At 71.3% G+C, this 23,934-nt stretch carries 24 protein-coding genes; 8 read left to right on the top strand and 16 right to left on the bottom strand.

From position 1 onward, the window contains the following. Positions 1-141: 141 nt before the first annotated feature. Together ACYUED_RS02195 and ACYUED_RS02190 are read right to left on the bottom strand one after the other, a co-directional pair. Positions 142-558 (bottom strand): nuclear transport factor 2 family protein, encoded by a 417-nt coding sequence (locus tag ACYUED_RS02195; RefSeq protein WP_491290627.1) that lies wholly within the window; start codon positions 556-558, stop codon positions 142-144. Between the two features lie 44 nt (positions 559-602). Continuing rightward, on the bottom strand, positions 603-1,880 hold the full coding sequence (locus ACYUED_RS02190) for a streptophobe family protein (RefSeq protein ID WP_491290626.1): 1,278 nt from the start codon (positions 1,878-1,880) through the stop codon (positions 603-605). Between the two features lie 162 nt (positions 1,881-2,042). On the opposite strand from ACYUED_RS02190, the gene ACYUED_RS02185 reads away from it, so the two are divergent. Together ACYUED_RS02185 and ACYUED_RS02180 are read left to right on the top strand one after the other, a co-directional pair. Further along, entirely contained in the window at positions 2,043-3,233 is a 1,191-nt protein-coding gene (locus tag ACYUED_RS02185; RefSeq protein WP_491290625.1) for a DUF6777 domain-containing protein, read from the top strand. Between the two features lie 145 nt (positions 3,234-3,378). After that, positions 3,379-3,834, top strand: a complete 456-nt coding sequence (locus tag ACYUED_RS02180; RefSeq protein ID WP_491290624.1) for an ATP-binding protein — start codon at positions 3,379-3,381, stop codon at positions 3,832-3,834. Positions 3,835-3,888: 54 nt separating this feature from the next. Here the strand turns inward: ACYUED_RS02180 and ACYUED_RS02175 are convergent, their stop codons facing one another. Then, positions 3,889-4,776: an RNA polymerase sigma factor SigF gene (locus ACYUED_RS02175; protein WP_491290623.1), complete on the bottom strand. Its 888-nt coding sequence runs from the start codon at positions 4,774-4,776 to the stop codon at positions 3,889-3,891. Positions 4,777-4,892: 116 nt separating this feature from the next. After that, positions 4,893-5,672 (bottom strand): class I SAM-dependent methyltransferase, encoded by a 780-nt coding sequence (locus ACYUED_RS02170; protein WP_491294804.1) that lies wholly within the window; start codon positions 5,670-5,672, stop codon positions 4,893-4,895. Positions 5,673-5,759: 87 nt separating this feature from the next. Here ACYUED_RS02170 and ACYUED_RS02165 point away from each other — a divergent pair, with 87 nt between their 5' ends. Continuing rightward, the gene (locus tag ACYUED_RS02165) at positions 5,760-6,185 is read left to right on the top strand and encodes a helix-turn-helix domain-containing protein (protein ID WP_491290622.1); all 426 of its coding nucleotides are present in this window, start codon (positions 5,760-5,762) and stop codon (positions 6,183-6,185) included. Positions 6,186-6,208: 23 nt separating this feature from the next. Here the strand turns inward: ACYUED_RS02165 and ACYUED_RS02160 are convergent, their stop codons facing one another. The 3 genes from ACYUED_RS02160 to ACYUED_RS02150 all read right to left on the bottom strand — a co-directional run bounded on the left by ACYUED_RS02160 (position 6,209) and on the right by ACYUED_RS02150 (position 8,831). After that, on the bottom strand, positions 6,209-6,811 hold the full coding sequence (locus ACYUED_RS02160; protein WP_491290621.1) for a ClpP family protease: 603 nt from the start codon (positions 6,809-6,811) through the stop codon (positions 6,209-6,211). 1 nt (position 6,812) lies between these two features. After that, positions 6,813-7,451: a ClpP family protease gene (locus ACYUED_RS02155; protein ID WP_266676377.1), complete on the bottom strand. Its 639-nt coding sequence runs from the start codon at positions 7,449-7,451 to the stop codon at positions 6,813-6,815. Positions 7,452-7,559: 108 nt separating this feature from the next. Further along, complete coding sequence (locus tag ACYUED_RS02150) at positions 7,560-8,831, bottom strand: epoxide hydrolase family protein (protein ID WP_491290620.1); 1,272 nt, start codon at positions 8,829-8,831, stop codon at positions 7,560-7,562. Positions 8,832-8,955: 124 nt separating this feature from the next. On the opposite strand from ACYUED_RS02150, the gene ACYUED_RS02145 reads away from it, so the two are divergent. Then, positions 8,956-9,438 carry a VOC family protein gene (locus tag ACYUED_RS02145; RefSeq protein WP_491290619.1) on the top strand — a complete coding sequence of 161 codons (483 nt, stop codon included), beginning with the start codon at positions 8,956-8,958 and terminating at the stop codon, positions 9,436-9,438. 52 nt (positions 9,439-9,490) lie between these two features. Here ACYUED_RS02145 and ACYUED_RS02140 read toward each other — a convergent pair whose 3' ends face one another. From ACYUED_RS02140 to ACYUED_RS02115, 6 genes are all read right to left on the bottom strand, one after another. Beyond that, complete coding sequence (locus ACYUED_RS02140; protein ID WP_491290618.1) at positions 9,491-10,297, bottom strand: LamG domain-containing protein; 807 nt, start codon at positions 10,295-10,297, stop codon at positions 9,491-9,493. Between the two features lie 220 nt (positions 10,298-10,517). Next, positions 10,518-11,432 (bottom strand): SGNH/GDSL hydrolase family protein, encoded by a 915-nt coding sequence (locus ACYUED_RS02135; RefSeq protein WP_491290617.1) that lies wholly within the window; start codon positions 11,430-11,432, stop codon positions 10,518-10,520. A 312-nt stretch (positions 11,433-11,744) separates the two neighbouring features. Beyond that, entirely contained in the window at positions 11,745-12,626 is an 882-nt protein-coding gene (locus tag ACYUED_RS02130) for a geranyl diphosphate 2-C-methyltransferase (protein WP_491290616.1), read from the bottom strand. Between the two features lie 57 nt (positions 12,627-12,683). Continuing rightward, the gene (locus ACYUED_RS02125; protein WP_491290615.1) at positions 12,684-13,733 is read right to left on the bottom strand and encodes a family 2 encapsulin nanocompartment cargo protein terpene cyclase; all 1,050 of its coding nucleotides are present in this window, start codon (positions 13,731-13,733) and stop codon (positions 12,684-12,686) included. A gap of 14 nt (positions 13,734-13,747) precedes the next feature. Beyond that, entirely contained in the window at positions 13,748-15,202 is a 1,455-nt protein-coding gene (locus tag ACYUED_RS02120; protein ID WP_491290614.1) for a family 2B encapsulin nanocompartment shell protein, read from the bottom strand. 294 nt (positions 15,203-15,496) lie between these two features. Beyond that, positions 15,497-16,510 (bottom strand): zinc-binding alcohol dehydrogenase family protein, encoded by a 1,014-nt coding sequence (locus ACYUED_RS02115; RefSeq protein WP_491294802.1) that lies wholly within the window; start codon positions 16,508-16,510, stop codon positions 15,497-15,499. Between the two features lie 152 nt (positions 16,511-16,662). Between ACYUED_RS02115 and ACYUED_RS02110 the strand changes: the two genes are divergently transcribed. Next, a complete protein-coding gene (locus ACYUED_RS02110; RefSeq protein WP_491290613.1) occupies positions 16,663-17,457 on the top strand; it encodes a VOC family protein in 795 nt (264 codons plus the stop codon). An 85-nt stretch (positions 17,458-17,542) separates the two neighbouring features. Beyond that, positions 17,543-18,238 (top strand): ribonuclease H family protein, encoded by a 696-nt coding sequence (locus tag ACYUED_RS02105; protein WP_491294800.1) that lies wholly within the window; start codon positions 17,543-17,545, stop codon positions 18,236-18,238. Positions 18,239-18,547: 309 nt separating this feature from the next. Here the strand turns inward: ACYUED_RS02105 and ACYUED_RS02100 are convergent, their stop codons facing one another. Further along, the gene (locus ACYUED_RS02100; RefSeq protein ID WP_491290612.1) at positions 18,548-19,000 is read right to left on the bottom strand and encodes an SRPBCC family protein; all 453 of its coding nucleotides are present in this window, start codon (positions 18,998-19,000) and stop codon (positions 18,548-18,550) included. Positions 19,001-19,196: 196 nt separating this feature from the next. Here ACYUED_RS02100 and ACYUED_RS02095 point away from each other — a divergent pair, with 196 nt between their 5' ends. Beyond that, a complete protein-coding gene (locus ACYUED_RS02095) occupies positions 19,197-20,678 on the top strand; it encodes an MFS transporter (protein WP_491290611.1) in 1,482 nt (493 codons plus the stop codon). Next, complete coding sequence (locus tag ACYUED_RS02090) at positions 20,675-21,280, top strand: TetR/AcrR family transcriptional regulator (RefSeq protein WP_491290610.1); 606 nt, start codon at positions 20,675-20,677, stop codon at positions 21,278-21,280. The genes ACYUED_RS02095 and ACYUED_RS02090 overlap by 4 nt, the downstream gene beginning before the upstream one ends. Here ACYUED_RS02090 and ACYUED_RS02085 read toward each other — a convergent pair. Both ACYUED_RS02085 and ACYUED_RS02080 read right to left on the bottom strand, forming a co-directional pair. Further along, positions 21,249-22,097 (bottom strand): alpha/beta fold hydrolase, encoded by an 849-nt coding sequence (locus tag ACYUED_RS02085; protein ID WP_491290609.1) that lies wholly within the window; start codon positions 22,095-22,097, stop codon positions 21,249-21,251. The two genes, ACYUED_RS02090 and ACYUED_RS02085, sit on opposite strands and share 32 nt — an antisense overlap. Positions 22,098-22,138: 41 nt before the next feature. Beyond that, complete coding sequence (locus ACYUED_RS02080) at positions 22,139-23,857, bottom strand: cholesterol oxidase substrate-binding domain-containing protein (RefSeq protein WP_491290608.1); 1,719 nt, start codon at positions 23,855-23,857, stop codon at positions 22,139-22,141. Between the last annotated feature and the right edge of the window lie 77 nt (positions 23,858-23,934).

Raw genomic sequence — 23,934 nt, 5'->3', positions numbered from 1 at the left:
CGGAAGTCCTCGTACTGGATGTACTTGGGCTTTCGTCCGGTGCGGCGAAGGGGATCCCTCCGTCCGAGCCGGGCGGAGCCGGTTCGAGGGCGGGGGCGCGTGCCCGGCGTCGCGACGGGGCGAAGCTTGGCTGACGCGGCACTAGCTCTCCGCGCCGAGCCCGCCTAGCGGCACGCGGTGTGCCACGATCCTGCGTCGGCTGATGCGCCAGCCCGCGGCGACCCGTACCACGACGTCCTCGTACGTGACGGATCCGCACGAGCCGTCCGCCATGATGCCCAGACCCTTGGAGCGGGCGCGGACGCTGCCGTCGGTGGTCTCCTCGAGCACCACGTTGGTCACGTGATGTGCCACGGGGTTCTTCGCGCCCAGGGCCAGCGCGGCCTCTTTGAGGGCGGCGAGCCCGGCGACCTCGCCCTGGCCGAAGTCCGACAGGTCGTGGACGACGTCCGCGGTGAACACCTCGTCCGAGCGGTCCAGCTCCCCGCCGTCGACCAGGTGCCCGTGCAGTGCGATCAACTCGGTGACGGCCAGCCGGTCCTCGAGCGCCAACGCCATGTCGTGCCCCTCCCTCGACTGATCGCACACTCTCATGGACGGCATCACGCCTCCCACTCCTTTTCGGTCGCGCCCCGCCGCCGCACGGGCCTCGCCAGCAGCGCACCGAGGAACCCGGTCACCAGCCCCCACAGCACGGCGAAACCCAGCGCGGTCCACACCTTCGGCTTCAGGGACAGGTCCCCGCCCAGATCTCCGCCCAGGTCCCCGATGCCGAGGACCGACAGCCCGTAGTGCGCGGAGATCCGGCCCACCAGGCAGATCATGAGCACCGTCAGCGTCAGGGCGACGGCCATGTGCAGGGCGTGCTGCCAGGCCTTCGTCCGGGCCGGGGAGCGGGCCGCCATCACGAACGCGGCGGCCAGCAGCAGCACCGCGTCGACGGCCAGGAGCCACCACACCCGGCCGTCGTGCTCGGCGAGCGTGCGGAGGTTGAGCGTGGAGACGTCCTTGGTGCGCAGCACCTCGTCGAGCACATGCGGCATGGGCAGCCCGAACGGCCCCTGCACCCGCCCGGCCCAGGTGGCGCCGAGCCCGAGCGTGAGCGCCAGCCATGCCAGGTTCGGCATGCCCAGCAGGATGACCGCGAGGGTCTCCGCGGCGTGGCCGCGGGTCACCATGACGACCAGCGCGATGACGACACCCAGGGCGACGAACGCGAGCAGCAGGACGACCATGGCGTACGCGGCCGGCCGCACCGACTCCTGGAAGCGCAGCAGACGGCCCGGCAGCGGTGCCCCGCGCGAGACCAGCAGAGCCAGCACCAGCACACCGGCCAGCCACAGCAGGCCGAAGACCAGGGTCAGCGGCACGTCCGCCCGGAAGCCGACTTTCGGGGACACGCCGAACAGGTCGCCGAGGTCGCTGATGGTCCCCTCGCCGAGGGAGAGCGAGAAGGTCTGCCGGGCGCCGAAGGCCAGTCCGAGCAGCGCGAGCAGCCACAGGGCCGCGACCCTGGCGGACCAGCCCGCCAGCTCCCGGGCGCCGGCGACGGCCCGGTGGCGCAGCGGACGCAGGAACGCCGTCGCGAGGACGAGGGCCCCGGTCAGCGTGACCGACAGCGGGATCACGGTCAGTCCGGCCGCGGACTCGGCGAGCGCGCCGGCGTTCCCGGAGAGCTCGATCGTGCCGCCGACTGCCGTGACGACGGTCGCCGTGACGACCCTGGGGAACGCGCGGTCCGGGAGGTCGCCCGCGCCCGCCGCCCAGAGCCCCAGGGCGGCGACCACCCCCATGGCGATCAGCGCGGCCAGTACGGCTGCGAGGGCCTGCGCCCAGCCGTGGCGGGCGGCGACGGAGGCGGAGGGGGTTCGCGGGCTCACCCTCGCCACGCTAAGCAGCGCCCGCACGCCCCGCCCGCCGGGAGGGCCGTCCGCGTCGGCTTGCGGGTGGCACGGAAGGGCAGCGCACAATGATTCTGCAAGTGGGAAAGTGTAGTAAACCAGGACAAACTGTTAGGAAATCCGCGTCGGGAAGAAGAACTCGTGAGCGTCGAACCGCCGTCCTCCGGCCGCCCCACAGGCCCGCCCTCCGGCCCGCTCTCAGGTCCCTCCCAGCCGCCCACGGGTCCGCCCTCGCCGCCACCGGGCAGCGGCGGTGGCACGCCGTCGCCGCCACCCCGCCGCCCCTGGTGGAAGTCGGCTCCGCGCGTCGCCGTCCTCACCACGCTGGTGGTCGCCGCCGTGGTCCTGGCGGTCGTGTTCACCCGGTCCGACGGCGGCACCTCGGCCAAGGGCGGCGAGGTCTTCCTGCAGGCCGCGGGCAAGACCGGCCCCGAGCCGTTCACGGAGTCGACGGCCGAGGACAGCTCCACCCCGTCCGTCTCCGCCTCGCCGGCCACCGAATCGGCACCGGCGAACGCGGTACGCGGCGTCGACGGCGACGCGCCCGGGCTCTACGGCGGCACCCGCAACGTCTCCAGCTGTGACGTGGAGAAGCAGATCAAGGCGCTCCAGGCGACCCCGGCGAAGAACAAGGCGTTCGCCTCGGTCTCCGGCGTGACCCCCGCCCAGGTCCCGTCCCACCTGCGCTCGCTCACCCCCGTACAGCTGCGCATGGACACCCGCGTCACCAACCACGGCTACCGCAACGGCGCCGCCACCAGCTACCAGGCCGTCCTGCAGGCGGGCACGGCCGTCCTGGTCGACGGCCACGGCGTGCCCCGTGTGCGCTGCGCCTGCGGCAACCCGCTGACACCGCCCGTCGCCCTCCAGACCACACCGAGGCGCACCGGCGACACATGGTCCTCGTACCGGCCCTCGAACGTCGTCGTGGTGACCCCCGCACCGCAGATCATCAACATCTTCGTGATCTACGACCCCGACCACCACGAATGGATCGCACGGCACAGGGGCGACACCGGCCGGCACGACCACCGGACCGAGCCGCCGGCGAAGGCCTCCCCGTCGGTGAGCACGACCACACCGAAGACACCGTCATCGCCGTCGTCCCCGTCCGCGTGCGCGTCTTCGCCCGGCACGGACAAGGGCAGCACCCCGCCCACCTGCCCGCCGACGTCCACCGCCCCGTCCTCCTCCACGCCGAGCTCCGAGCCGCCCTCCACCGAGCCCGGGAGGAGCGAGCCCGAGTCACCTGCGTCCTCGTCGTCCGCAGCACCCCTCGGCTCCGGTGAGACGACCGCTCAGACGCCGCCGAACCAGGCCGCCGGCGCGTAAAGTGCTGCGAGGCCGACCTGCACATCACCGGCGCTGTGCGCCGAAGCGGACAGATCGGCCCGCAAGGGGGACTGCCGGGCGCGGCTCGGGGTACGAGCACTGATGCAGCAGCGTCCGGCCAGGCCGGCTTCCGAGAGAGACATGCATGATCGAGCACGTGGGCGGGGCAGTGATATCGACTGGTTTCGACGTGCCCGTCGAACCGCTACGGCGGGCGGCGCACTACACCGGCGAACCGGGATCCATCGCCGAGGCACGGTCCTTGGCCGCGCACTTCGTGGACCAGCTCAGGACCGAGTGGTGCGCCAAGATCGCGGAACGGGCCGAGGAGGAGGTGCTGCTCGTCGTCAGCGAGCTGGTCACCAACGCCGACCGGCACAGCAACGGTCCGTACATCCTGGAACTCGAAGGCACGGACGTCTCGGTGACGGTGTGTGTCTACGACAGCAGCGCGGCCCTGCCGCGCCGCTTCCCGCGGGACCCCGAGCGCGTCGGCCGGCACGGTCTGGAGATCGTCCACGTCCTGGCGAAGAGGGTCACCGTGGAGCGGGTGCCGGTCGGCAAGCGGGTGTGCGCCGTGGTGGCCCTGAACGGCGAATGACCGCCGAAGTCGCCTAAGACGACTTCGGCGGCCATGAGCCGATGTCCCGGTCCCTCAGGCGTAGTCGAGTTCGCCCAGCATTCCCTCGCGCAGTCGCGCGATGATCCGCTTGATCAGGCGGGACACATGCATCTGCGAGCAGCCGAGCCGTTCGCCGATCTCCGCCTGGGTGGCCTCCTCCACGAACCGCATGTGGATGATCTGCCGGTCGCGTTCGCCGAGTTCCGCCATGAGCGGGGCGAGCGACTGGAAGTCCTCGACGAGCCGCAGCCCGTCCTCCTCCATACCGATGAAGTCGGCGAGCACCGCCTCGCCGCCCTCCGGACCGTCGCCGGTGAGCGCGGCATCCAGCGACGAGGAGTTGTAGCCGTTGGAGGCTATCTGCGCCTCGATCACCTGCTGCTCGGAGATGTTCATCAAGGTGGCGAGCTCGGGGACCGTGGGGTCGCGGTCCAGCCGGCTGGCCAGCTCCTCGCGCGCCTTGGCCAGCTCCACCCGCAGCTCCTGCAGCCGGCGCGGCACGTGCACCGCCCACGTGGTGTCACGGAAGAAGCGCTTGATCTCGCCGACGATGTACGGCAGGGCGAACGAGGTGAACTCGACCTCGCGGGACAGCTCGAACCGGTCGATCGCCTTGATCAGGCCGATCATCCCGGTCTGGACGAGGTCCTCCATGTCGTCGCCGCGCCCCCGGAAACGTCCGGCGGCGAACCGCACCAGCGAGATGTTCATCTCGATGAGCGTGTTGCGCGCGTACTGGTATTCGTGCGTGCCCTCCTCGAGTTCCGAGAGGCGCTGGAAGAACTGGCGGGACAGTTCCCGTGCGTCACGCGGAGCCACCGAGCGTGGCTGTGCGATCCCCGGCAGTGGTCCATCACTCGTGCAGGTTTCGGCGGCCTTCTCGACGACCCTTGCCTCCGACCGTTCCACGGCGGTGTCCATTTTCCCTCTCCCACGAAAGTCACGGTTCGACGTCTGTCTGTCTGCGGCGTCTGACTGCGGCGAGTCCTTCGTGGTGCGGGTACCCTGCCTGCGCCGGTGCATGCATGCCGTTTGTGTCACTCCCCGACGCGGGTGGCCACGATCAGGTCGTGGAGGTAGCGCTTGGTGACGGTCCCGCCGTGCCGCCTTTCGATCAGCCGGCGCAGACACGTGAGCAGACCCTGCCGCGCCGTCTCCTCCAGCGCACGGTGCCCCGAGTAGGTGAGCAGTACGTCGATGTACTGGTCGGTCGTGTAGGTGATGTCCCGGGTGTGGCGGGTCGCCACGACCTGCTCGAAGTACGGGGAACTCTCCAGCTCCCCGGAGTCCGTGGGGATTTCGGACGCCGGCAGCAGGCGCAGCCCGGGAGGTGTGGCCGGATCCCAGCGCTCGTAACAGCTCTGCGCCTGCGCGAAGAACTCCGTGGTTCCGCCGGCGACGTGGTCCGTGACGACGAGGGCGAGACGCCCGCCCGGACGCAGCGCCCGGGCCGCCTTGACCACCCGTACCGCCGGGTCGATCCAGTGGAAGGCCGTCGCGCACACCACCAGGTCGAAGGGCTCTTCGGGCAGCTCCCAAGCCTCGAACTCCGCCACCCGCACCTCCACGCGCGGGAACGCGCTCAGCCGCTGCCGGGCCACTTCCGCCATCGCGTCACCCAGCTCGACCGCGATGACACGGCAGCCGAACTCCGCCAGCGAGACGGTGAGCTGGCCGGTACCCGGGCCGATCTCCAGGACCCGGCTGCCTGGGCCGAGCCCCGTCGCCCGGGCCAGTTCGTCGACGAGGGCGCGGGGATACCGCGGCCGGGCCCGGTCGTACAGCTCGGCAGCCTCGTTGAACGTCTTCCGCAACACCGTCACCGCTTCCTCCGCCTCCGCGATTCCACCCAGGGCAGAATGCCGATCTCTTCCCTTCGGGGCGAGGGAATTTAGGCTGGGGAGGTGAGCAGCCAAGCGCCGAACGAAGCCCGAGTCATTGAGCTGCGCCGCCCGCAGGGCGCGCGCCCGGTCGCCCCTCTCCCTGCGCGCCCCGCCCCCACGGCCCCCGTGCCCCCAGCGCCCAGGGAACCCCTGTGGCGTGACCTGGTCGGCGACGTCCTGCGGCGCGAACGCCTCGCCCAGGAGCGCACCCTGAAGGACGTGGCCGACGAGGCCCGGATCTCCATGCCGTACCTGTCCGAGGTGGAGCGCGGCCGCAAGGAGGCCTCCTCGGAGGTCCTCGCGGCGGCCGCCCACGCCCTGGGACTCGGCCTGGGCGACCTGCTGTCGCTCGCCCAGGGAGAGCTCACCCGGATCACCGACCGGTCGGCCAACAGGAGCCGCCGGACGTCCACTTCGCCGTACAACGGACTGTGCCTGGTCGCCTGACGACCGGTCCCGGCACCGGCGCCTCAGACCGCCACGAGGCGCCGGCTCAGCACCTCGTCGGCCAGCCCGTACGCCACCGCCTCCTCGGCGGTGAACACCTTGTCGCGGTCCATGTCCGCGCGCAGCGTCGGGATGCCCTGGCGGGTGTGCCGCGACAGCACCTCCTCGACCTGGGCCCGGATCCGGACCATCTCCTTGGCCTGCAGGGCGAGGTCGGAGATCATGCCCCGGCTGCCACCGCTGGCCGGCTGCCCGAGGAGTACGCGCGCGTGCTCCAGCACGAACCGTCGCCCCGGATCCCCGCCGGCCAGCAGTACGGCAGCCGTCGAGGCCGCCTGCCCGACGCAGAATGTCGAGATCGGCGCCTTGACGAACGTCATCGTGTCGTAGATCGCCATCAGCGAAGTGAACGAGCCGCCGGGGGAGTTGAGGTAGATCGCGATCTCGTTGTCGGGGGCCGACGACTCCAGATGGAGGAGTTGCGCGATGACGACGTTGGCGACGCCGTCGTCGATCTCGGTGCCGAGGAAGATGATCCGCTCGGACAGCAGCCGGCTGAACACGTCGGAGGACCGCTCGCCGTTCGCGGTCCGCTCGACGACGTACGGAATCGTGTAGTTCCCCATGTCACAGCCCCATCCGTCGCTTCGAGGCGGCGGGGCGGACGTCGGCGAGCGACTCCAGCACCCGGTCCACCATGCCGTACTGCCTGGCCTCCTCGGCCGTGAACCAGCGGTCGCGGTCACCGTCCCGGGCGATGGTCTCCGGGGTCTGGCCCGTGTTCTCGGCGATGAGCCGCTCCATGGTCCGCTTGGTGTGCTCCAGGTTCTCCGCCTGGATCTCGATGTCGGCGGTGGTGCCGCCGATGCCCGCCGACCCCTGGTGCATCATGATCCGCGCGTTCGGCAGGGCGTACCGCTTGCCCGGCGTGCCGCCGCAGAGCAGGAACTGGCCCATGCTGGCCGCGAAGCCCATGGCGAGCGTGGAGACGTCGTTCGGGATCAGCCGCATCGTGTCGTAGATGGCGAGGCCCGCGTGCACGGATCCGCCCGGGCTGTTGATGTACAGGCTGATGTCGGTGCGCGGGTCCTCGGCCGACAGCAGGAGCAGCTGCGCGCAGACCCGGTTCGCGGACACCTCGTCGACCTGGGTGGCGAGGAACACGATGCGCTGTCCGAGGAGTTGGGCCGCGAGATGCTCGTCGAACCGGCCGGGTGGAGTGTCGCCCTCCTCGGCGCGGGGCGAGAGCGTGGTCAGTGGAGTCATGGTCTCTCCTGTCGAGTGGTGATGCCGTCGACTCCACTCTTGGCCCGGGCCCGCGCTCCGATGCGGTTTCTCTGCCCGCGGCAGATTCGCCACGGGCAGAGCCCGCTCTCAGCCCTTCTCGCGCAGCTGGCGGAAGAAGGCCCGCACATCGCCCACCAGCAGGTCCGGCTCCTCCATCGCCGGGAAGTGCCCGCCCCGGTCGAACTCCGTCCACCGGACCAGATTCTCCGTGCGCTGCGCCTTGTGCCGCAGCGGGAGCTGCGGCTCCGCCGGGAAGAGGGCGAGCGCGGTCGGCGCGGACGAGGGCTCGGTGGGAAGGGCGGCGCGGCCGGTGGTGTGTGCCCGCTCGTAGTAGATGCGGGCGGCGGAACCCGCGGTCCCGGTCAGCCAGTACAGCATCACGTTCGTGAGCATGCGGTCCCGGTCCACGGCCTCCTCGGGCAGCAGCTCCGAGTCCGTCCACTCCTGGAACTTCTCGACGATCCAGGCGAGTTGGCCGACGGGCGAGTCGGTGAGCGCGTACGCCGGAGTCTGCGGCCGGGTGGCCTGCAGGACGGCGTACCCCGTGCCCTCGCGCGACCACTCGCTCCACCGGCGCCATGACAGCAGCGCCCGCTCCTGCTCCTCCGTGCCGAGCGCGTCCAGCTCCTCCGGCGTCGGTTCGGTGGCCTGCTGTGCGCCCGGCAGCAGGTTGAGATGGACGCCGGCCACCCGGTCGGGGTGGGCGCGTCCCAGCTCGCGGGAGATGGCGGCACCCCAGTCGCCTCCCTGCGCGCCGAACCGCTCGTAGCCGAGTCGGCGCATCAGCTCGGCCCAGGCGTCGGCGACCCGGCCCGCCTCCCAGCCCGTGTCCGCGGCGGGACCGGACAGTCCGAACCCGGGGATGCTGGGCACGACGACGTGGAACGCGTCGGCCGGGTCCCCGCCGTGTGCCGCCGGGTCGGTGAGCGGCCCGACCACGTCCAGGAACTCCACGATCGACCCCGGCCAGCCGTGGGTGATGATCAGCGGGGTGGCGTCCGGCTCGGGGGAGCGGACATGGGCGAAGTGCACGGTCGAGCCGTCGATCGTGGTCGTGAACTGCGGCCACTGGTTGAGCTGCGCCTCGGCGGCCCGCCAGTCGTACGAGTGGCGCCAGTACCGGGCCAGCTCGCGCAGGTAGCCGGCGGGTACGCCGTACGCCCATCCGGTGCCGGGCAGCTCGTCCGGCCAGCGGGTGCGGTCGAGACGGTCGTGCAGGTCGTCGAGGTCGCTCTGCGGGATGTCGAGGCGGAAGGGGCGGATGCCTTCGGCGTTCTCGGCGTTTCCTGCGTTCCCTGTGCTCTCTGTGCTCTCTGGGTTCCCTGTGCTCTCTGGGTTCCCTGCGGGCGAAGACGTCATGGCCGCGAGCCTATTCCGGTCGGTGACGGGGCCGTCCGGATTAATCCGCGGCGCGACCGATGAGTTCCGCGGCGAGGATCGGTCGACAGAAGTGACCGCATACCACGCCCCAGGAGGACAACACATGAGCACCGACGGATTCACCACGTGTCTCTGGTTCGACGGCCAGGCCGAGGAGGCCGCGCACTACTACGTCTCGGTCTTCAAGAACTCCAGCATCGGCAGGGTGTCCCACTACACCGAGGGCGCCATGCAGCCCGCCGGCACGGTGCTGACCGTCGAGTTCACGGTCAACGGCCACACATTCGTCGCCCTGAACGGCGGCCCCCAGTTCAAGTTCACCGAGGCGATCTCCTTCCAGATGTTCTGCCGGGACCAGGAGGAGATCGACTACTACTGGACCAAGCTCACCGAGGGCGGCGGCGAGCCCGGCCCCTGCGGTTGGCTGAAGGACCGCTTCGGAGTGTCCTGGCAGGTCATCCCTGAGCGCCTCGACGAGATGATCAGCGACCCGGACACGGCGAAGTCGAGCCGTGCGATGCAGGCGATGCTGAAGATGCACAAGCTCGACATCGCCGCCCTGGAGAAGGCCTACGAGGGCGAGTGACGGCCGGCCCCCTTCCCGCCCGGCGGGCGGACCGGCCGCAATCGCTCGTCGGCTACGAGGGGGAGGCCTGCGCCAGCGTCGCCACATCGGCGGCGCTCAGCGTCCTGCCGTACACCCGGAAGTCGTCGACCGCTCCCTTGAGGTAGGGATCCGCGTACTGCGACCTGCCGACGTACGCGGTGCGGATGTGGTTGCCGAAGTGGCGCGGCTCCACGGAGACACTCGCGTTCCGGCCGGCCTCGGCGCCGTCGACGTACAGGACGGCGGTCCCGGCGCCGTAGGTTACCGCCACGTGCACCCAGCGGTCGGCGGGCAGCGGGTCGGCGTCGATGTGGTGCTCGCCGCCCGCCCCGCCGGCGGTGATCGCGTACCTCAGGGTGCCGTCGCCGCTGAGCGGGGTCAGGAACAGGTTGGCGGTGGCGCCCGTGCCGAGGTCGAAGACGCGGCTCCAGGTACCCGGCTGACCGTCCAGCCGTACCCATGCGGCCAGGGAGTAGGCGGAGGCACCCGCCAACAGGTCCTCGGCGAGGGTGACATGGGCGTCCGTGCCGTCCAGTGCCACCGCTCCGCCGATCCGCCCGGACGCCGACCACGAAGCCCCGCCGACCAGTTGGGCCGCCCTGCCGTTGCCGGTCGCGTCGGCCGCGGTGGTGCCCGACGTCTCGTCGAAGCGGTGCCAGGCGGCGAACTCCGGGGGAGGGGGCGGGGGTTCGCCGGTGAGGGCCCGGGCGGTGGCGGCCGATGGGTAGGGCGCGGTTCCGGTGGCGGCATCCGCCGTCCCGCCGCCCGTGATGGCGAGCGCCGCGGAAGCGGTACCGGTGGCCGCGAGGAACTGACGTCTGCCGAGAGGTGGGGTCATCACCAAGTCCTCCGCATGTCGGGGAGACGGGGCGACGGTGTCCCTCCGCCGCTCCGCTATGTTCGAAATGTCGAATGACGTGCGACATGCTGTGCGCGGGACACGCTGTGCGCCCCCGTGTGATGTCAACAGTGCCGGAAGAGACGGAAGTTGCCCGCGTCGGTGTCAGCCCTCGCCGGCCGGCACAGCACGGCGGAGGCCCGACGCCACCTCAAGCGGCTCATCGAGCGCGAACCCGGTCCGCGATCACCCGCGTGATCTTCCGCGCGATCCGCAGGATGCCGGGGGAGCGCACCGGGCACGGCTTCGGTGTGGAAGTGGTGGGCGCCAGGCAGAAGTGCAGGTAGTCGGCGTCGAGATGGAGAGCGGTGCGGTCGCGGCCCGGCTGGGTGCAGTATTCGGCGTGCTCCAGCTCGTAACCGCTGCACGGCAGGTACTGGGCCCAGGTGTAGCGGGCCCCGGCAGGGCTCACCGCGGCGCCAGCGTCGGCGACGAGATCGCCCGAGGCGGCGGCCTGCTGCTCGTACATCTCGTTCACGCGCCGGACCCGGTCGGGCGTGATCGGGTCCGGACCCTGCAGCACCCACACGATCTTCGGCCGCCGGTCCCCGCCGGCCGCGGCGATCTGCTCGGTCAGCCGGCGCAGATCGGCCCGGTAGCGCGTGAAGTACCTCTGCTGCGAGGCGTTGTAGGTGATCCCGTCCATGCACCAGGTGTAGCCCCAAGCGTTGCCCCAGAACTGCAGCACCACATAGTCCGGATGCCGGGAGCGGACCAGCGCGGCCGCCTTGTCCGCGTCCGGCACGAGCGAACGCTTCCCCGTGCCCTCCAGGTAGTCGCACAGCGTGGTTCCCGAGTACGGGGCGCTCGTGTACGTCGCTCGGAGGCTCCCGCGGAGTTGCTGCCCGAGGACGTTCTGCGCCTCCATCGCGAGCGAGTCGCCGAGGTACAGCACCCGAGGTGCCACCGCGGGCACTCCGGGGGAGGCCGGTGCCCGCTGGTGGGTCGTCGTGGCGGACGCTCCCGGCACGACGGGGGAGGGCGGCGCGGCCTCCGGCCCGGACGACGGGTCGCCGCACGCGCCGAGCAGCAGCACCCCGGTCAGCAGCAGGCCCACGAACCACGGCTTCCGCATACGGCAACTCCAGCCCCGGCAAGCGAAAACGGCTCCCCAGGCAAGCACAGGCCGGCCCAAGGCGGAAGACACAGAGGTGAGTTCACTCGCCGTCCCGCCTTGCCGCGCAGCCGGTACACGTGCTCGGGCAGGCGTTGATGCCCCGGCCATGTGGCGAAGGCAGAACAGTGAATGCCCACGGTTCAAGGGGCAGCCGCCCGGGGGAGTTCCGGCACGGGCTCGTGCGATGCGGAGATGGCGAAGACACCGCACGAGCCCGCGCCGGAACGTGCGCCCCGGCGCGGGTGAGTACCTACGACGTGGCCGTGTGCGTCAGACCCGGTCCGCGGCGATCAGCAGGTACTGGAAGCTGCCGTTCTTGTACGCGGTCAGGAACGTGTCCTCGATGCCCGTGACCAGGTGCTCGGCCTGCCGGCGCAACTCCCAGTAGGGGATGGTGGTCGCGGTGAGGTCCTCCACATGGACGGGTACGAGTCGGTGGCGGGCCATCGCCCGGAAGTACTCCGAGCGCGGGTGGATGTCGCAGATGTAGTGGGCGTTGATGAGGGACACCTCGCGGGACGCCTGTCCGTAGGTGTCGTTGTAGCAGCCGGTGACCACCACATAGCGTCCGCCGCGGCGCAGCAGCCGGGAGTGCTCGGCGAACAGCTGGTCCAGCTCGACGTACATGGTCGACTCGTTGTTCCACGACGCCGCGTAGGCGCCGGTCGTGAAGCCGGTGTCGAGCATGTTGCGGTGGTGGTAGCGCACCTGGCCGTCGATGGCCCGCCTGCGCGCCTGCTCATTGGCGAACGCGGCCTGCTTCGCCGAGATCGTCACGCCGTCGGCCTCGCAGCCGTAGCGCAGATGCGCGACGACACTGCCGCCGCCGCGCCCGCAGCCGGCGTCGAAGACCCGGTCGGTCGGGGAGAGCGGGCCGAGGCGGGTCGTGAGGAGTTCCGCCTGGGCGTGTTCCAGGCGGTGCAGTTCGGTGGTGATCCGCTCCCGCCGCAGCGCGGGCTCGGGCTCCTCCAGCACGGTCCAGTCGACGTCGCCGATGCCGTAGTGATGGTGGTAGAGGTCGTCGATTCGGCCGAGTTCGAGGTTGACCGGATTCTCCTCGGCGTTCCAGTAGTCCGCGACGCGGGTCTGGTACGTGGACTGGGTCGGCACCGGTGCCGCCGTCGTGATGTCGGCGTCGGGGGCGATGGTCAACGAAGACTCCTCATGGTGCGTGTGACGGTACGTCAGCAGAGCGGTCTGGAGCGGGTGTTACCAGTAGTTCGGCAGGTGGTAGCGGTGGGTGTTGGTGCAGTGCCACTCGTGGTTGCCGGCCACCCAGTCGGACAGGCCCCGGGCGTAGCGCTCCACGAGCGGTGAGGTGGCGGACAGGAGGGCGGACTCCTCCTCGAACGCGGCCATGATCTCGTTGTGGATCTCGACGGCCTTGAGATAGGCGGCCTTCAGCCCGCACCGCTCGTTGGCGGCGACGACCTGCGGCAGATTGAGGTGGGTGGGGTCGCTCGCCAGCTCCTTGGTGAAGGAGTACAGGTCGTTGACGATGGTGGTGGCGTTGCAGGCGAGCGCGGTGATGCGCTGGATCTCCGGGCGGGCGTAGACCGCCTCGGGCAGCTCGTAGCCGTCGACGGCGTCGACGATCGACAGACAGGGGCGGAAGTTGTTGAACTGCCGCATCACCAGGTACTCCCACACCCGCGGCACATACCGGACCTCCGCCCACGCGGCCTCGGCGAGGTAGCCGAGGTGCAGCCGTGCGATGTCGTGCACGAACCGGTCGGTCTGGCTGGGGGTGGCGAGGAGGGCGTAGTCCTTGAGCGCCCAGTGGTAGGAGCGCAGCGGTCCGTCTGCCTGCACTCCGTGCAGCCACTGCTCCTGCAGGGCGGGTGGGCCGTGGAAGGGGTCCAGCGCCGACTGGGCCAGGACAAGGCGGCCGCCGAGGCCGCGGCGGGCCCCGCCCCGGCCCTCGTCCTCCTCGCAGTAGCAGCTGTCGACGAGGTTCTCCGCCAGCAGCAGCTTGCCCGCCGCGGTCAGCCGCTCCAGGTCGGCGGCCGCCGGATGCTGGAGTACGACAGCCCGGCCGAACTGGAAACCCGAGAAGTCCCCCGACCAGGCCTTCGGGAACAGGTCGAGGCCGTGGGCCCAGGTCTCCAGCCTGCGGTCGACCTCCTCGGCCATCGCCGGGTCGGCGGGGGCGACGGACCGGTGTGTGAGCCCGGGAATCGCCCCGCCCCGCCGGGTGCGCACGGCGCGGGCCAGGTCGGGCGGACCCGGCAGCGGATACGAGGAAGCGGGCGCGCTCATTCCGTACTCCACCCTCAGTCGGCCGTCCGGCCGAGCTGGACGTTCTCCAGGATCCCGGCCGCGTCCGGCACGAGGATGGCCAACGAGTAGTAGGCGGTGACCAGATAACGGATGATCGCGGCCGTGTCGATGCCCATGAACCGTACGTTCAGGCCCGGCTGGTACTCGTCCGGGATGCCCGTCTGGTGCAGGCCGATCACCCCCTGGTCGCCCTCCCCGGTGCGCAGCGCGATGATGCTGCTGGTGTGCTGAGGGCTGACCGGGATCTTGTTGCAGGGAAAGATCGGCACCCCGCGCCAGGCGGGAATCTCGTGCCCCTCGACGTTCGCCGTGCCCGGCACCAGACCACGCCGGTTGCACTGCCGGAAGAACGCGGCGATCGCCTTCGGATGGGCGAGGAACACCTTGGTCCTGCGGCGCATCGCCAGCAGCTCGTCCATGTCGTCCGGGGTGGGTGGGCCGGTGAAGGTGCTCACGCGCTGGCTGTAGTCGACGTTGTGCAGCAGCCCGAACTCCCGGTTGTTGACCAGCTCCCACTCCTGGCGCTCGCGGATCTCCTCGATGGTCAGACGCAGTTGCTGCTCGGTCTGGTTCATCGGGTCGTTGTAGAGGTCGGCGACCCGGGTGTGGACCCGCAGCACCGTTTGGGTGAGCGACAACTCGTACTCGCGCGGGGCGAGTTCGTAGTTCACGAAGCCGCCGTTCAGCGTCGGCTCGCCGACGTGGCCGGCCTGCACGGGGACGTCCGCCTCGCCCTTGCGGTTCATGGGCAGCTTCTGCCGCGCGGCGAACCCCTCCAGATGCGCGGCGAGCGACGGCACCCGGTCGGTGAACTCCCTGACGACGTACCAGGGCAGCACCAGCAGCACGCCCGCCGTCTCCGCCCGCACCGAGCTCAGCCACAGCGGGTCGGACTGCCCGATGGCCTCGTCGCCCATCTGGTCGCCGCCGGAGACGACCCCGATGATCTCCTCCTCGCCGTACTTGCCCGCCGCGTAACGGGTGAACCTGCCGTGCACCACGAGGTAGGCCTCCGTGACCGGCTGCCCCGCCTCGAACAGCACCTGACCCGCCCGCACCTCCCGGACCCGGAACCGGGCGGCGATCTCCTTGAGGACGTCCGGGTCGGAGTAGCCGCGCAGGACCGGCAGTTCGGTGAGGGTCTCGGGGATGACCTTGATGTCGTCGGCGCCGTTCTGCTCGAACTGCACACGCCCGCGCCCGATCGACAGCTGGAGACGCCGGTTGACCCGGTAGGCGCCGCCCTTGACGTCCACCCACGGCAGGGTCCGCAGCAGCCAGCGCGAGCTGATGGCCTGCATCTGCGGTGCGGACTTGGTCGTCGTGGCGAGCTGACGAGCCGCCTGGGTGCTGAGACTGGTCAGCTGCCCCTCGGAGTCGGGTTCGAAGCCGGGTGCGGGTGCGGGGTCGTCGGTGGCGGGTCCGGGGGCGCTTTCGGGGGCGGACACATTCCCTCCCTGGGGATGTACATGGCGATGTACAGGGGTGAGCGCAGTGGTCGGAGATGAAGGCGACGTCGCGATGGGCTGACATTCAGGCACCGCATGTACAAGGCAAACAGCCACGTGGGGGCCCCGGAACGGCGCGAAGGGGGCGGCTTCACTCCCGGGGTGTGCAAACGCGCCGATCGAGGCAGAGCACCGACGGCCCGGTGATCGCACGCCGGGCGCCACGCTTCTGGCTCCGGCGCACAGGTGGCACAGGGGGCACGGGCAGCACACGTGAGGGCCCGCCTCCCCGGCTCACGACACGTCGTTCACCAGCACCGCCGCCCCGTCGAAGCGCCCCGCCTTGAGGTCGCGCAGTGCCCTGTCGGCCTGTGTCAGGGGGTAGGCGTGGGTCGTGGCGTGGATGTCGTGCCGGGCGGCGAGGGCGAGGAACTCCCGGCCGTCCTGACGGGTGTTGGAGGTGACGCTGCGCAGCTGCTTCTCGTAGAACAGCTCGGTCTCGTAGTGCAGCGCCGGCGTGTCACTGAGGTGGATGCCGGCGATCGAGAGGGTGCCGCCGCGGTCGAGGGCCCGCAGGGCGACCGGTACCAGGTCCCCGACCGGCGCGAACAGGATCGCGCTGTCCAGCGGCTCCGGCGGCATGGCGTACGCGTCCTGCGCGGAGGCGGCGCCCAGACCGAGCGCCAGCCGCCGCGCGGCCGCCCCGCGCGTCAGGACGTGCACCGTGGCGCCCTCGGCCAGTGCCAGCTGCGCGCACAGGTGGGCACTGCCCCCGAACCCGTACAGACCGAGCCGCCCGCCCGGTGGCAGCGCCGCCCGCCGCAGCGCACGGTAGCCGATGATCCCGGCGCACAGCAGCGGCGCGAGAGCCACTTCGTCGACGGGGCCGGCCTCCGGCAGCCGATAGGCGAACCCTGCGGGCACGGTGATGTACTCCGCGTAACCACCGTCCGCGTCCCAGCCGGTGTACCGCGAGGACGGGCACAGGTTCTCGGCCCCGCGCGCGCAGTAGCCACAGGTGCCGTCCGTTCCGCGCAGCCATGCCACGCCCACCCGGTCACCCGCGGCGAAGCCGCCGACCCCCGCCCCGAACCCGGCCACCAGGCCCACGACCTCGTGCCCGGGCGTCACGCCCGCCCGGTGCACCGGCAGATCGCCCTCGGCGACGTGCAGATCCGTACGGCACACCCCGCACGCGCGCACGTGCACGAGGAGTTCGTCCTCGGCGGGCACCGGCACCGGTTTCCTGACGCATCGCAGGCCCTCCTCCTCGACCGGCCCCGGCGTCACCACCGACCACGCGCGCATCGTCCCGTCCGCCATCCCGCACCCCGTCCGCAGCGTCGAAACCCCTTCCCGTCCAGTCTGAAACGGACCGACGCGTTCGGCGCGCGCTTCGGCGGGCGGATGGCTAGCGTGAGGAAACGGACCATCCACCGATTCGGGAGAGGGCCGCTGTCATGGCCGTACAACCTGAGGGAACCCCCTGTTGGGCCGACGCGATGTTCGGCGACGTCGAGGGAGCGAAGAGCTTCTACGGTGACGTACTCGGCTGGACCTTCGGCGAGGCGTCGTCGGAGTACGGCAACTACACCCAGGCCTACGTGGACGGCAAGGCGGTCGCCGCCGTGGTGCCGCCGATGTCCGGCCAGGAGGGCCACTCGCAGTGGTGCCTCTACTTCGCTTCGCCGGACGCCGCCGCCACCGCCGCCAGCATCCGGGAGAACGGCGGCGAGGTGCTGATGGAGCCGATGCAGGTCGGCGAGTTCGGCACCATGTGCATCGCCAGCGAGCCCAGCGGCGCCGTCTTCGGCGTGTGGCAGGGCGGCACCCACGAGGGCTTCGAGGCGACCGCCGTGCCGGGCGCCTACGGCTGGGCCGAGGTCTTCACCCGCGAACCGGAGAAGGCGGACGCGTTCTTCAGCGCCGTCTTCCGGTACTCGGCGCAGCAGGTCGTCGACGACGCGGTCGACTTCCGCCTGTTCAACCTCGGTGACACCACGGTCCTGGGCCGTATGAAGATGGGCGACGAGTTCCCGCTCGAGATGCCCTCGTACATCAATCTCTACTTCGTCGTCCCGGACTGCGACGACGCGGTGGCCAAGGCGACCAAGCTCGGCGGTGTCCTGCGCTTCGGACCGATGGACAGCCCGTACGGCAGGTTCGCGGCACTCAGCGACCCGCAGGGCGCGAACTTCTCGGTGATCGACCTCACGCGGTCCGAGGGCGAGCTGCCGAAGACCAAGGACGTCTGACCGAGGACCGACGACGTCCGAGCGAGGACCGCGGATGTCCGCGGACGTCTCCCGGAGGGTGCCGGAGGCCCCGTCCGCCCGTGGCATGATCGAGCCCATGGGTGAACGTGTGGTGGCCGCGTGCGACGGGGCCTCGAAGGGAAATCCGGGACCGGCGGGCTGGGCGTGGGTGGTCTCCGACGACTCCGAGACCCCCGCCCGCTGGGAGGCGGGGCCGCTCGGCAGGGCCACCAACAACGTCGCCGAACTCACCGCGCTGGAACGCCTGTTGGCGGCGACCGACCCCGGCGTCCCGCTCGAGGTCCGCATGGACTCCCAGTACGCCATGAAAGCGGTCACCACCTGGCTGCCCGGCTGGAAGCGCAACGGCTGGAAGACGTCCGCCGGCAAGCCCGTCGCCAACCAGGAACTCGTCGTGCGCATCGACGAACTGCTCGACGGCCGCTCGGTCGACTTCCGTTACGTACCCGCCCACCAGGTCGACGGCGACCCGCTCAACGACTTCGCCGACCGCGCCGCCAGCCAGGCCGCGAAGGTGCAGGAGCCCGCGGGCAGCGCACTGGGCTCGGCCGAGCCGCCGCCCTCCGCGGACACCCCGAAGTCGAGCGCCCCGCGCCGCAAGCCCGCGGCGTCCCGGCAGCGCGGCGACTCGTCCCGCACCCTCAAGGCGAAGTTCCCCGGCCGCTGTCTGTGCGGCCGTTCCTACGCGGCCGGCGAGACCATCGCCAAGAACGCGCAGGGCTGGGGGCACCCGGAGTGCCGTACGGCGGAGGCCGGTTAGGGCGCCCGTTGCGAAAGTGGCGTCTGCCGCGCGACGCCCGGCACGCTCCCCCGCTGCCTTGACGGCGTGGGAGGTGCCCCCCTCGCCGCACCGCCCGAAAGCCCGAGTACGCCCAGTACGAGGGCTTCCGCACGGGGCTCCCCCCAGCTTCCGGACGGGGGGACCCCCAGAGCACGCACCGACGGCGACACCAGCCGCTGCCGCTGCCGCGGCGGGCGCGTGGCCGCCCTTCGGGCGACGACGCCACTTTCGCGACAGGCCCTGGCGGCCTCCGCCGCATCGAAAAGGTGCCGGTCGGGGTGGCTTCGGTCAGACGATCACGCCGCGCCACTCCCCGGACTCCTGGCCGCGCTCCTCGATGAACTTCTTGAAGCGCTCCAGGTCGCCCTTGGTCTGCCGCTTCACGAACCCGAGCTTGTCGCCGACCTGCTCGGTGATGCTGTCCGGATGGAAGTCCATCTGCAGCATGACCTTGGTGTGGCTGTCGTCGAGACGGTGGAACGTCACCGCTCCGGCCTGCCGGGCCTGGCCCGCGACAGTCGTCCAGGCGACCCGCTCGTCCGGTATCTGCTCGGTGATCTCCGCGTCGAACTCCCGGTGCACACCATTCACGCTGGTCACCCAGTGGGTGAGCGTGTCGGTGCGCTGTTCGATGCGGTCGACGCCGTTCATGAACGCGGGAAACGTCTCGAACTGAGTCCACTGGTTGTAGGCGGTGTGCACCGGGACGCCGACCTCGATGGATTCCTCGACCTGCGACACGGGTGAAACCCTCCTTCTCATCGGTTGCGTCCGGCGCGGGTACCCGTGGCCTGCGGAGCAAACCACCCTCGCACCCGCCCCTGCCCGCGCCGCGCCCGCCGTCCTCCGCGTCCGGTCGCACTTGGGTGAATGGCTATTCACCGGCTATGGTGAATAGCCATTCACCCGTTTCCTTCCGTGCCGCGATGGAGTGCCGATGGACCAGCCGGGCCCGATACCCCGCACGCCGGAAACGGGAGCCCTGCGCGACCGGCTCGCCATTCCGGTGCTGGCGTTCGGCGGCATCCTCATGGCCGTCATGCAGACCGTCGTCGTACCGCTCCTGCCCGACCTGCCCCGGCTGACGAACTCCTCGCCGGGCGCGGTGTCCTGGATGGTCACGGCGACCCTGCTGTCGGGTGCGGTGCTCACCCCCGTGCTCGGCCGGGCCGGCGACATGTACGGCAAGCGCAGGGTGCTGACGGCGGCCCTCGTCCTGATGACCGTCGGCTCGGTGATGTGCGCCCTGTCGTCCGACATCGTCGTCCTCATCACGGCCCGCGCGCTGCAGGGCGCCGCGGCCGCCGTGGTGCCGTTGTCGATCAGCATCCTGCGCGACGAACTGCCCCCGGAGCGCCGGGGCTCGGCGGTCGCCCTGATGAGCTCCACCGTCGGCATCGGTGCCGCCCTGGGCCTGCCGCTGGCCGCCCTGGTCGTGCAGTACGCCGACTGGCACACCATGTTCTGGCTGACCAGCACCCTCGGCGTGCTCGGCGTGACGGCCGTGTGGTGGGTGGTCAAGGAGTCGCCGGTGCGCGAGCCGGGCCGGTTCGACGTGGCGGGCACGCTGGGGCTGGCCGCCGGACTGGTGTGCCTCCTGCTCGGGGTGTCGCAGGGCGGCCAGTGGGGCTGGGGCAGCCCGCGAGTCCTGGGACTGTTCGCCGCCTCCGTCGTCGTCATGGCCCTGTGGTGGTGGCAGCAACTGCGCACCGAACGGCCGCTGGTCGACCTGCGGCTGGTCGCACGGCCCCGCGTCGGCCTGTCCCACGTGGCGGCACTGCTCACCGGGTTCGCCTTCTACGCCAACTCCCTGGTGACGGCCCAGCTGGTGCAGGCACCGAAGGCCACCGGGTACGGGCTCGGGCTGTCGATCGTGGAGACCGGCCTGTGCCTGCTGCCCGGCGGCGTCACCATGCTGGTGTTCTCGCCCCTCTCGGCCCGGATCTCCGCGGCCCGCGGCCCGCGGATCACGCTCGCCCTCGGGGCGGCGGTCATCGCCTGCGGCTACGCGGCGCGCATCGCCGACAGCCGCGACCTGTGGATGATCATCCTGGGTGCGACGGTGGTGTCGACCGGCACCACCCTCGCCTACTCGGCCCTGCCCACCCTGATCCTGCACGCCGTCCCGGCCGAGCAGACCGCGTCCGCCAACGGCGTCAACGTCCTGATGCGCACGATCGGCCAGGCCGTCTCCAGCGCCGCCGTGGCCGCCGTCCTGGTACACCACACGAGCCTGGTCGGCGGGGCCCCCGTGCCCACCCTGCACGGCTATCTGCTCGCCTTCGGGATCGCCGGCGTGATCGCCCTGGCGGCCGGCGCCGCGGCCCTGACGATTCCCGGTGACCCGCCGACGGACGGGACACGCCGGGCCCGCGGCCGCACCCGGGACAGCCGCGACGAGGCCCTGGAGGGAGCATGAGTGCCGTGAGCACTCCTCCCACCGAGTCCGCGCCCGTCCGCCGGGACGCCGAGGCGACCAAGGCGGCCATCCTCAAGGCGGCCCGCCATCTGCTGGCCCGGCACGCCCACGCCGACATCACGCTCAAGGCGGTCGCCGAACGCGCCGGTGTGAGCCCGCCGTTGATCCTCAAGTACTTCGGCAACAAGGACGCCCTCTTCGCCCGCGTCATGTCCTTCGAGACCGACGCCGACGCCCTGCTGGACGCCCCGGTGGACCGGCTCGGCCGGCACATGGTGCGGCACGTGCTGGTCAGCCAGTCGCAGCAGGGCGCCGATCCCGTCCTGCGGATCGTGTTCGCCCCCCTGCAGGGTGCCCAGGGCGACATCCTGCGCGCCAACTTCCGCACCCAGGTGACCGACCGCCTCACCGAGCGCCTCGACGGCCCCGACTCGGGCCTGCGCGCCGAGTTGGCCGTGGCCAACCTGCTCGGCCTGGGCGTGATGTACGGCATCGCGCGCGGCACGCATGTGCGCGCTGCCGCGCTGGAGGACGTCGTGGACCGGTACGCGCCCGCGGTTCAGGCGCACCTCACTCCAGGCGGAGGAATCCAGCCGTCGTAGCCACGAACCGCTCGGGGTCGTCGAGCCAAGGAAAGTGACCGGCGCCCGGCTGCACCACGAGCTCGGCGCCCGGGAAGAGCCCGGTGAACTCGGTCACCGCGGGTACGGGCGAATTGAGATCGAACTGCCCCGCCAGCACGTACACGGACGCATCGAAACGTGCGAGCGCCGCACGGGTGGCACCCGGGTCGAAGGCCCCCTCGGCGCCGAAGACCGCCGCGGCCTCCTCGTTACGCTGCTCGCCACCCTCGGCATGGTGTGCCTGGGCCGCCGTGTCCCAACGGCCGTACCGGAAAGGCGCGATGGCCTCCCAGCTGCCGGCCGTCGCCCGGCCGGCGGTGATGGCCTCCAGCGCGGCGAACGCCTCCGCGAACCACGGTTCGCCACGGCGAAGCAGCGCCGTCTCACGCCGCGCCTCCCCGGGGACGGCGATCCCGACGGCCGTCAGGCTCGGCGTGATCAGCGCGAGCCGCCGCACGCGCTCCGGGTGACGGACCGTGTACAGCACCGCCGGATTGGTGCCGGCCGAGTGCCCGAGCAGATCCACGGCGTCGAGCCCGAGGTGCTCGCGCAGGGCCTCCACGTCGTCGACCAGGCGGTCACAGCGGTACGTGGCGGGGTCCGTCGGCGCCTCGGACGAACCGGTGCCCCGAAGGTCCGGCAGGATCAGCCGCCGGTGCCCGGACAGGCCGCCGAGCTCGCCCAGGTAGGCGGACGCCTGCATCGGACCGCCCGGCAGGCAGATCACCGGAGGGCCGTCCTCCCCGAACATGTGGTAGGCGAGCTTGGTCCCGTCGTACGCGGAGAAGGCAGGCATGGCGCAGACCCTGCCAGCGGCACCCCCGCGGCGGCAACCGCTTATCGGAGCAGCCGGTCGAGGAACCCGTTCCCGAGGACACGATGCGGGTCGAGCCGGTCCAGGACCCCGGCCGCCCGCCCCCACACCGCCTCGCCGAACGAGGCGGGAACCGCCGTGCCCAGCACCTCCTCGTCGCTCCAGACGGCCTCGTCCGTGTAGGCCCAGCCCTTGGACCACTCGACCCGGGTGAGCGCGTGCTCCCCGTCGTAGGTGCGCAGCAGGAACTGCTCCAGCTCCCGCAGGAAGGCCTCCGCGTGAGGCGTTCCGGGCAGCGTCAGGACGTCCAGCCACACCGCCGTGTCCCACTGCGGGTGCGTCTCGCTCTGCCGCAGCGCGGACAGCAACGGGGCGCGGGCGCCGTCGAGTTCGGCGTCCGCCGGGTCGTCGAGGCCGGTCACCCTGATCTCGACCGAGCCGTTGACCGGGAAGCGGCCCAGCGCCGCGTACGCGTTCAGCCGCTCCCGGTAGAAGGACGTGAACTCGGCGACGACATGCTGCACCTGGTCCCGGGTGGTGAGCACGGCGTAGCCGTTGGCGTTGACCCGCAGCGTGGTGGGCCGCAGGTAGAGCAGGGTGTTCTTCGAGGGGCCCCAGATGTCGGCGGACAGCGTCGCCACGAGTCCGAGCGCCGCCGCGTCGAACTGCGCGTTGCCCAGCACCGGAGCCAGATACCAGGCCGCCTCCGAGGCCATCCGCCCGACCAGGTCCGCCACGACGGTCGGAACACTGTCCGAGAACGGGTAGTTGTACGGCGACGACACCCGCCGCGAGGTGAGCGGCCGGGTCGGCGACATGCTCCACACCTTGAGCCAGGGGAACTCGGTGAAGGCGAACCAGATCGCCTCGACGCGCCCCGACCGGTCCAGGTGGCTCGCGAGGGTGCGTCCGTCGGTGCCGGGCGCCGCGAAGAGTTCGGCGGCCGGAATGTCCGTACGGCTCACGCACCGCAGACTGACGTTCGCGCCCACCCGCAGCACCACCTCGGTCACCAGGGCACGTCCGAGGTGGGTGAGCAGAGCCGCACAGTCCGCCTCGTCGCGGCCGTACGTCCGCAGCACGTACGCGCCGGCGTCCTCGTCCCACACGACCGCGGTGAGGGAGAGCACCAGATTGCTGAGCGATCCGTACGTGTGCCCGGGCAGCCGCTGCTCGCCCCGCGCGGGTACGGCGGTGCCGTGCGCGTCGACCGCGAGCGCGCCGCCCAGGGTCAGATCGCCGGGAGCCGGCGCGGCCGTGACGCCCAGGCCGTGCTCCTCCAGGTAGGTGAGCAGGGCTTCCAGGGTGACGCCGGTCCCTGCGCGTACCGCGGACGCCGAGTCGAATGACAGGCCGGTCAGATGACGGGCGGTGTCGATGAGAAGGACGGGGGCGTCCGACTCGGTGCCCGCGGTGATCGTCAGTGGCGACCAGCCGTGCGCGGAACCCCGGGCGCGGACTCTCCAGCCGTGCCGCCAGGCCCAGTTGACGACGGCGGCCACCTGGTCCGGGCCGGCCGGGGCGCAGGCCCACAGTCCGTCGGCGGTGATCTCTCCTGCCCAGTTGCGGTAGGCCGAGCGGTAGAGGTCGACGCCCTCGGGGAAGTCCGGCAACTCCCGCGCCGCCACCGCCGGATCGGCGGCGATCAGGACGGGCACGGCGGCCAGTGCGGCGGCCGAGAGCAGGAAACCACGCCGGGTCCAGGACGGGTCCTGCGCCGCCCCGGAAGCTAAGTTGCTCATTGAACTGTCGGTCACGCGCTCACGCTAGAGGCCTGTTGACACGCGCCGCCCTCCTGTCGAGTCACATCACTCATCCG

It is taken from the genome of Streptomyces sp. DF42, from assembly GCF_058267695.1.
The sequence above is the reverse complement of the archived record's forward strand: the minus strand, read 5'-3'. Positions and strand labels throughout refer to the sequence as shown.

Coding starts and splice junctions, on each gene's coding strand:
- ACYUED_RS02150 (WP_491290620.1), bottom strand. CDS start 8,831: ATGACGTCTTCGCCCGCAGGGAACCCAGAGAGCACAGGGAACCCAGAG.
- ACYUED_RS02080 (WP_491290608.1), bottom strand. CDS start 23,857: ATGAGCAACTTAGCTTCCGGGGCGGCGCAGGACCCGTCCTGGACCCGG.
- ACYUED_RS02095 (WP_491290611.1), top strand. CDS start 19,197: ATGGACCAGCCGGGCCCGATACCCCGCACGCCGGAAACGGGAGCCCTG.
- ACYUED_RS02125 (WP_491290615.1), bottom strand. CDS start 13,733: ATGAGCGCGCCCGCTTCCTCGTATCCGCTGCCGGGTCCGCCCGACCTG.
- ACYUED_RS02110 (WP_491290613.1), top strand. CDS start 16,663: ATGGCCGTACAACCTGAGGGAACCCCCTGTTGGGCCGACGCGATGTTC.
- ACYUED_RS02195 (WP_491290627.1), bottom strand. CDS start 558: ATGGCGTTGGCGCTCGAGGACCGGCTGGCCGTCACCGAGTTGATCGCA.
- ACYUED_RS02105 (WP_491294800.1), top strand. CDS start 17,543: ATGATCGAGCCCATGGGTGAACGTGTGGTGGCCGCGTGCGACGGGGCC.
- ACYUED_RS02115 (WP_491294802.1), bottom strand. CDS start 16,510: ATGCGCGCGTGGTCGGTGGTGACGCCGGGGCCGGTCGAGGAGGAGGGC.
- ACYUED_RS02160 (WP_491290621.1), bottom strand. CDS start 6,811: ATGGGGAACTACACGATTCCGTACGTCGTCGAGCGGACCGCGAACGGC.
- ACYUED_RS02085 (WP_491290609.1), bottom strand. CDS start 22,097: ATGCCTGCCTTCTCCGCGTACGACGGGACCAAGCTCGCCTACCACATG.
- ACYUED_RS02135 (WP_491290617.1), bottom strand. CDS start 11,432: ATGCGGAAGCCGTGGTTCGTGGGCCTGCTGCTGACCGGGGTGCTGCTG.
- ACYUED_RS02180 (WP_491290624.1), top strand. CDS start 3,379: ATGATCGAGCACGTGGGCGGGGCAGTGATATCGACTGGTTTCGACGTG.
- ACYUED_RS02090 (WP_491290610.1), top strand. CDS start 20,675: ATGAGTGCCGTGAGCACTCCTCCCACCGAGTCCGCGCCCGTCCGCCGG.
- ACYUED_RS02155 (WP_266676377.1), bottom strand. CDS start 7,451: ATGACTCCACTGACCACGCTCTCGCCCCGCGCCGAGGAGGGCGACACT.
- ACYUED_RS02140 (WP_491290618.1), bottom strand. CDS start 10,297: ATGACCCCACCTCTCGGCAGACGTCAGTTCCTCGCGGCCACCGGTACC.
- ACYUED_RS02175 (WP_491290623.1), bottom strand. CDS start 4,776: ATGGACACCGCCGTGGAACGGTCGGAGGCAAGGGTCGTCGAGAAGGCC.
- ACYUED_RS02145 (WP_491290619.1), top strand. CDS start 8,956: ATGAGCACCGACGGATTCACCACGTGTCTCTGGTTCGACGGCCAGGCC.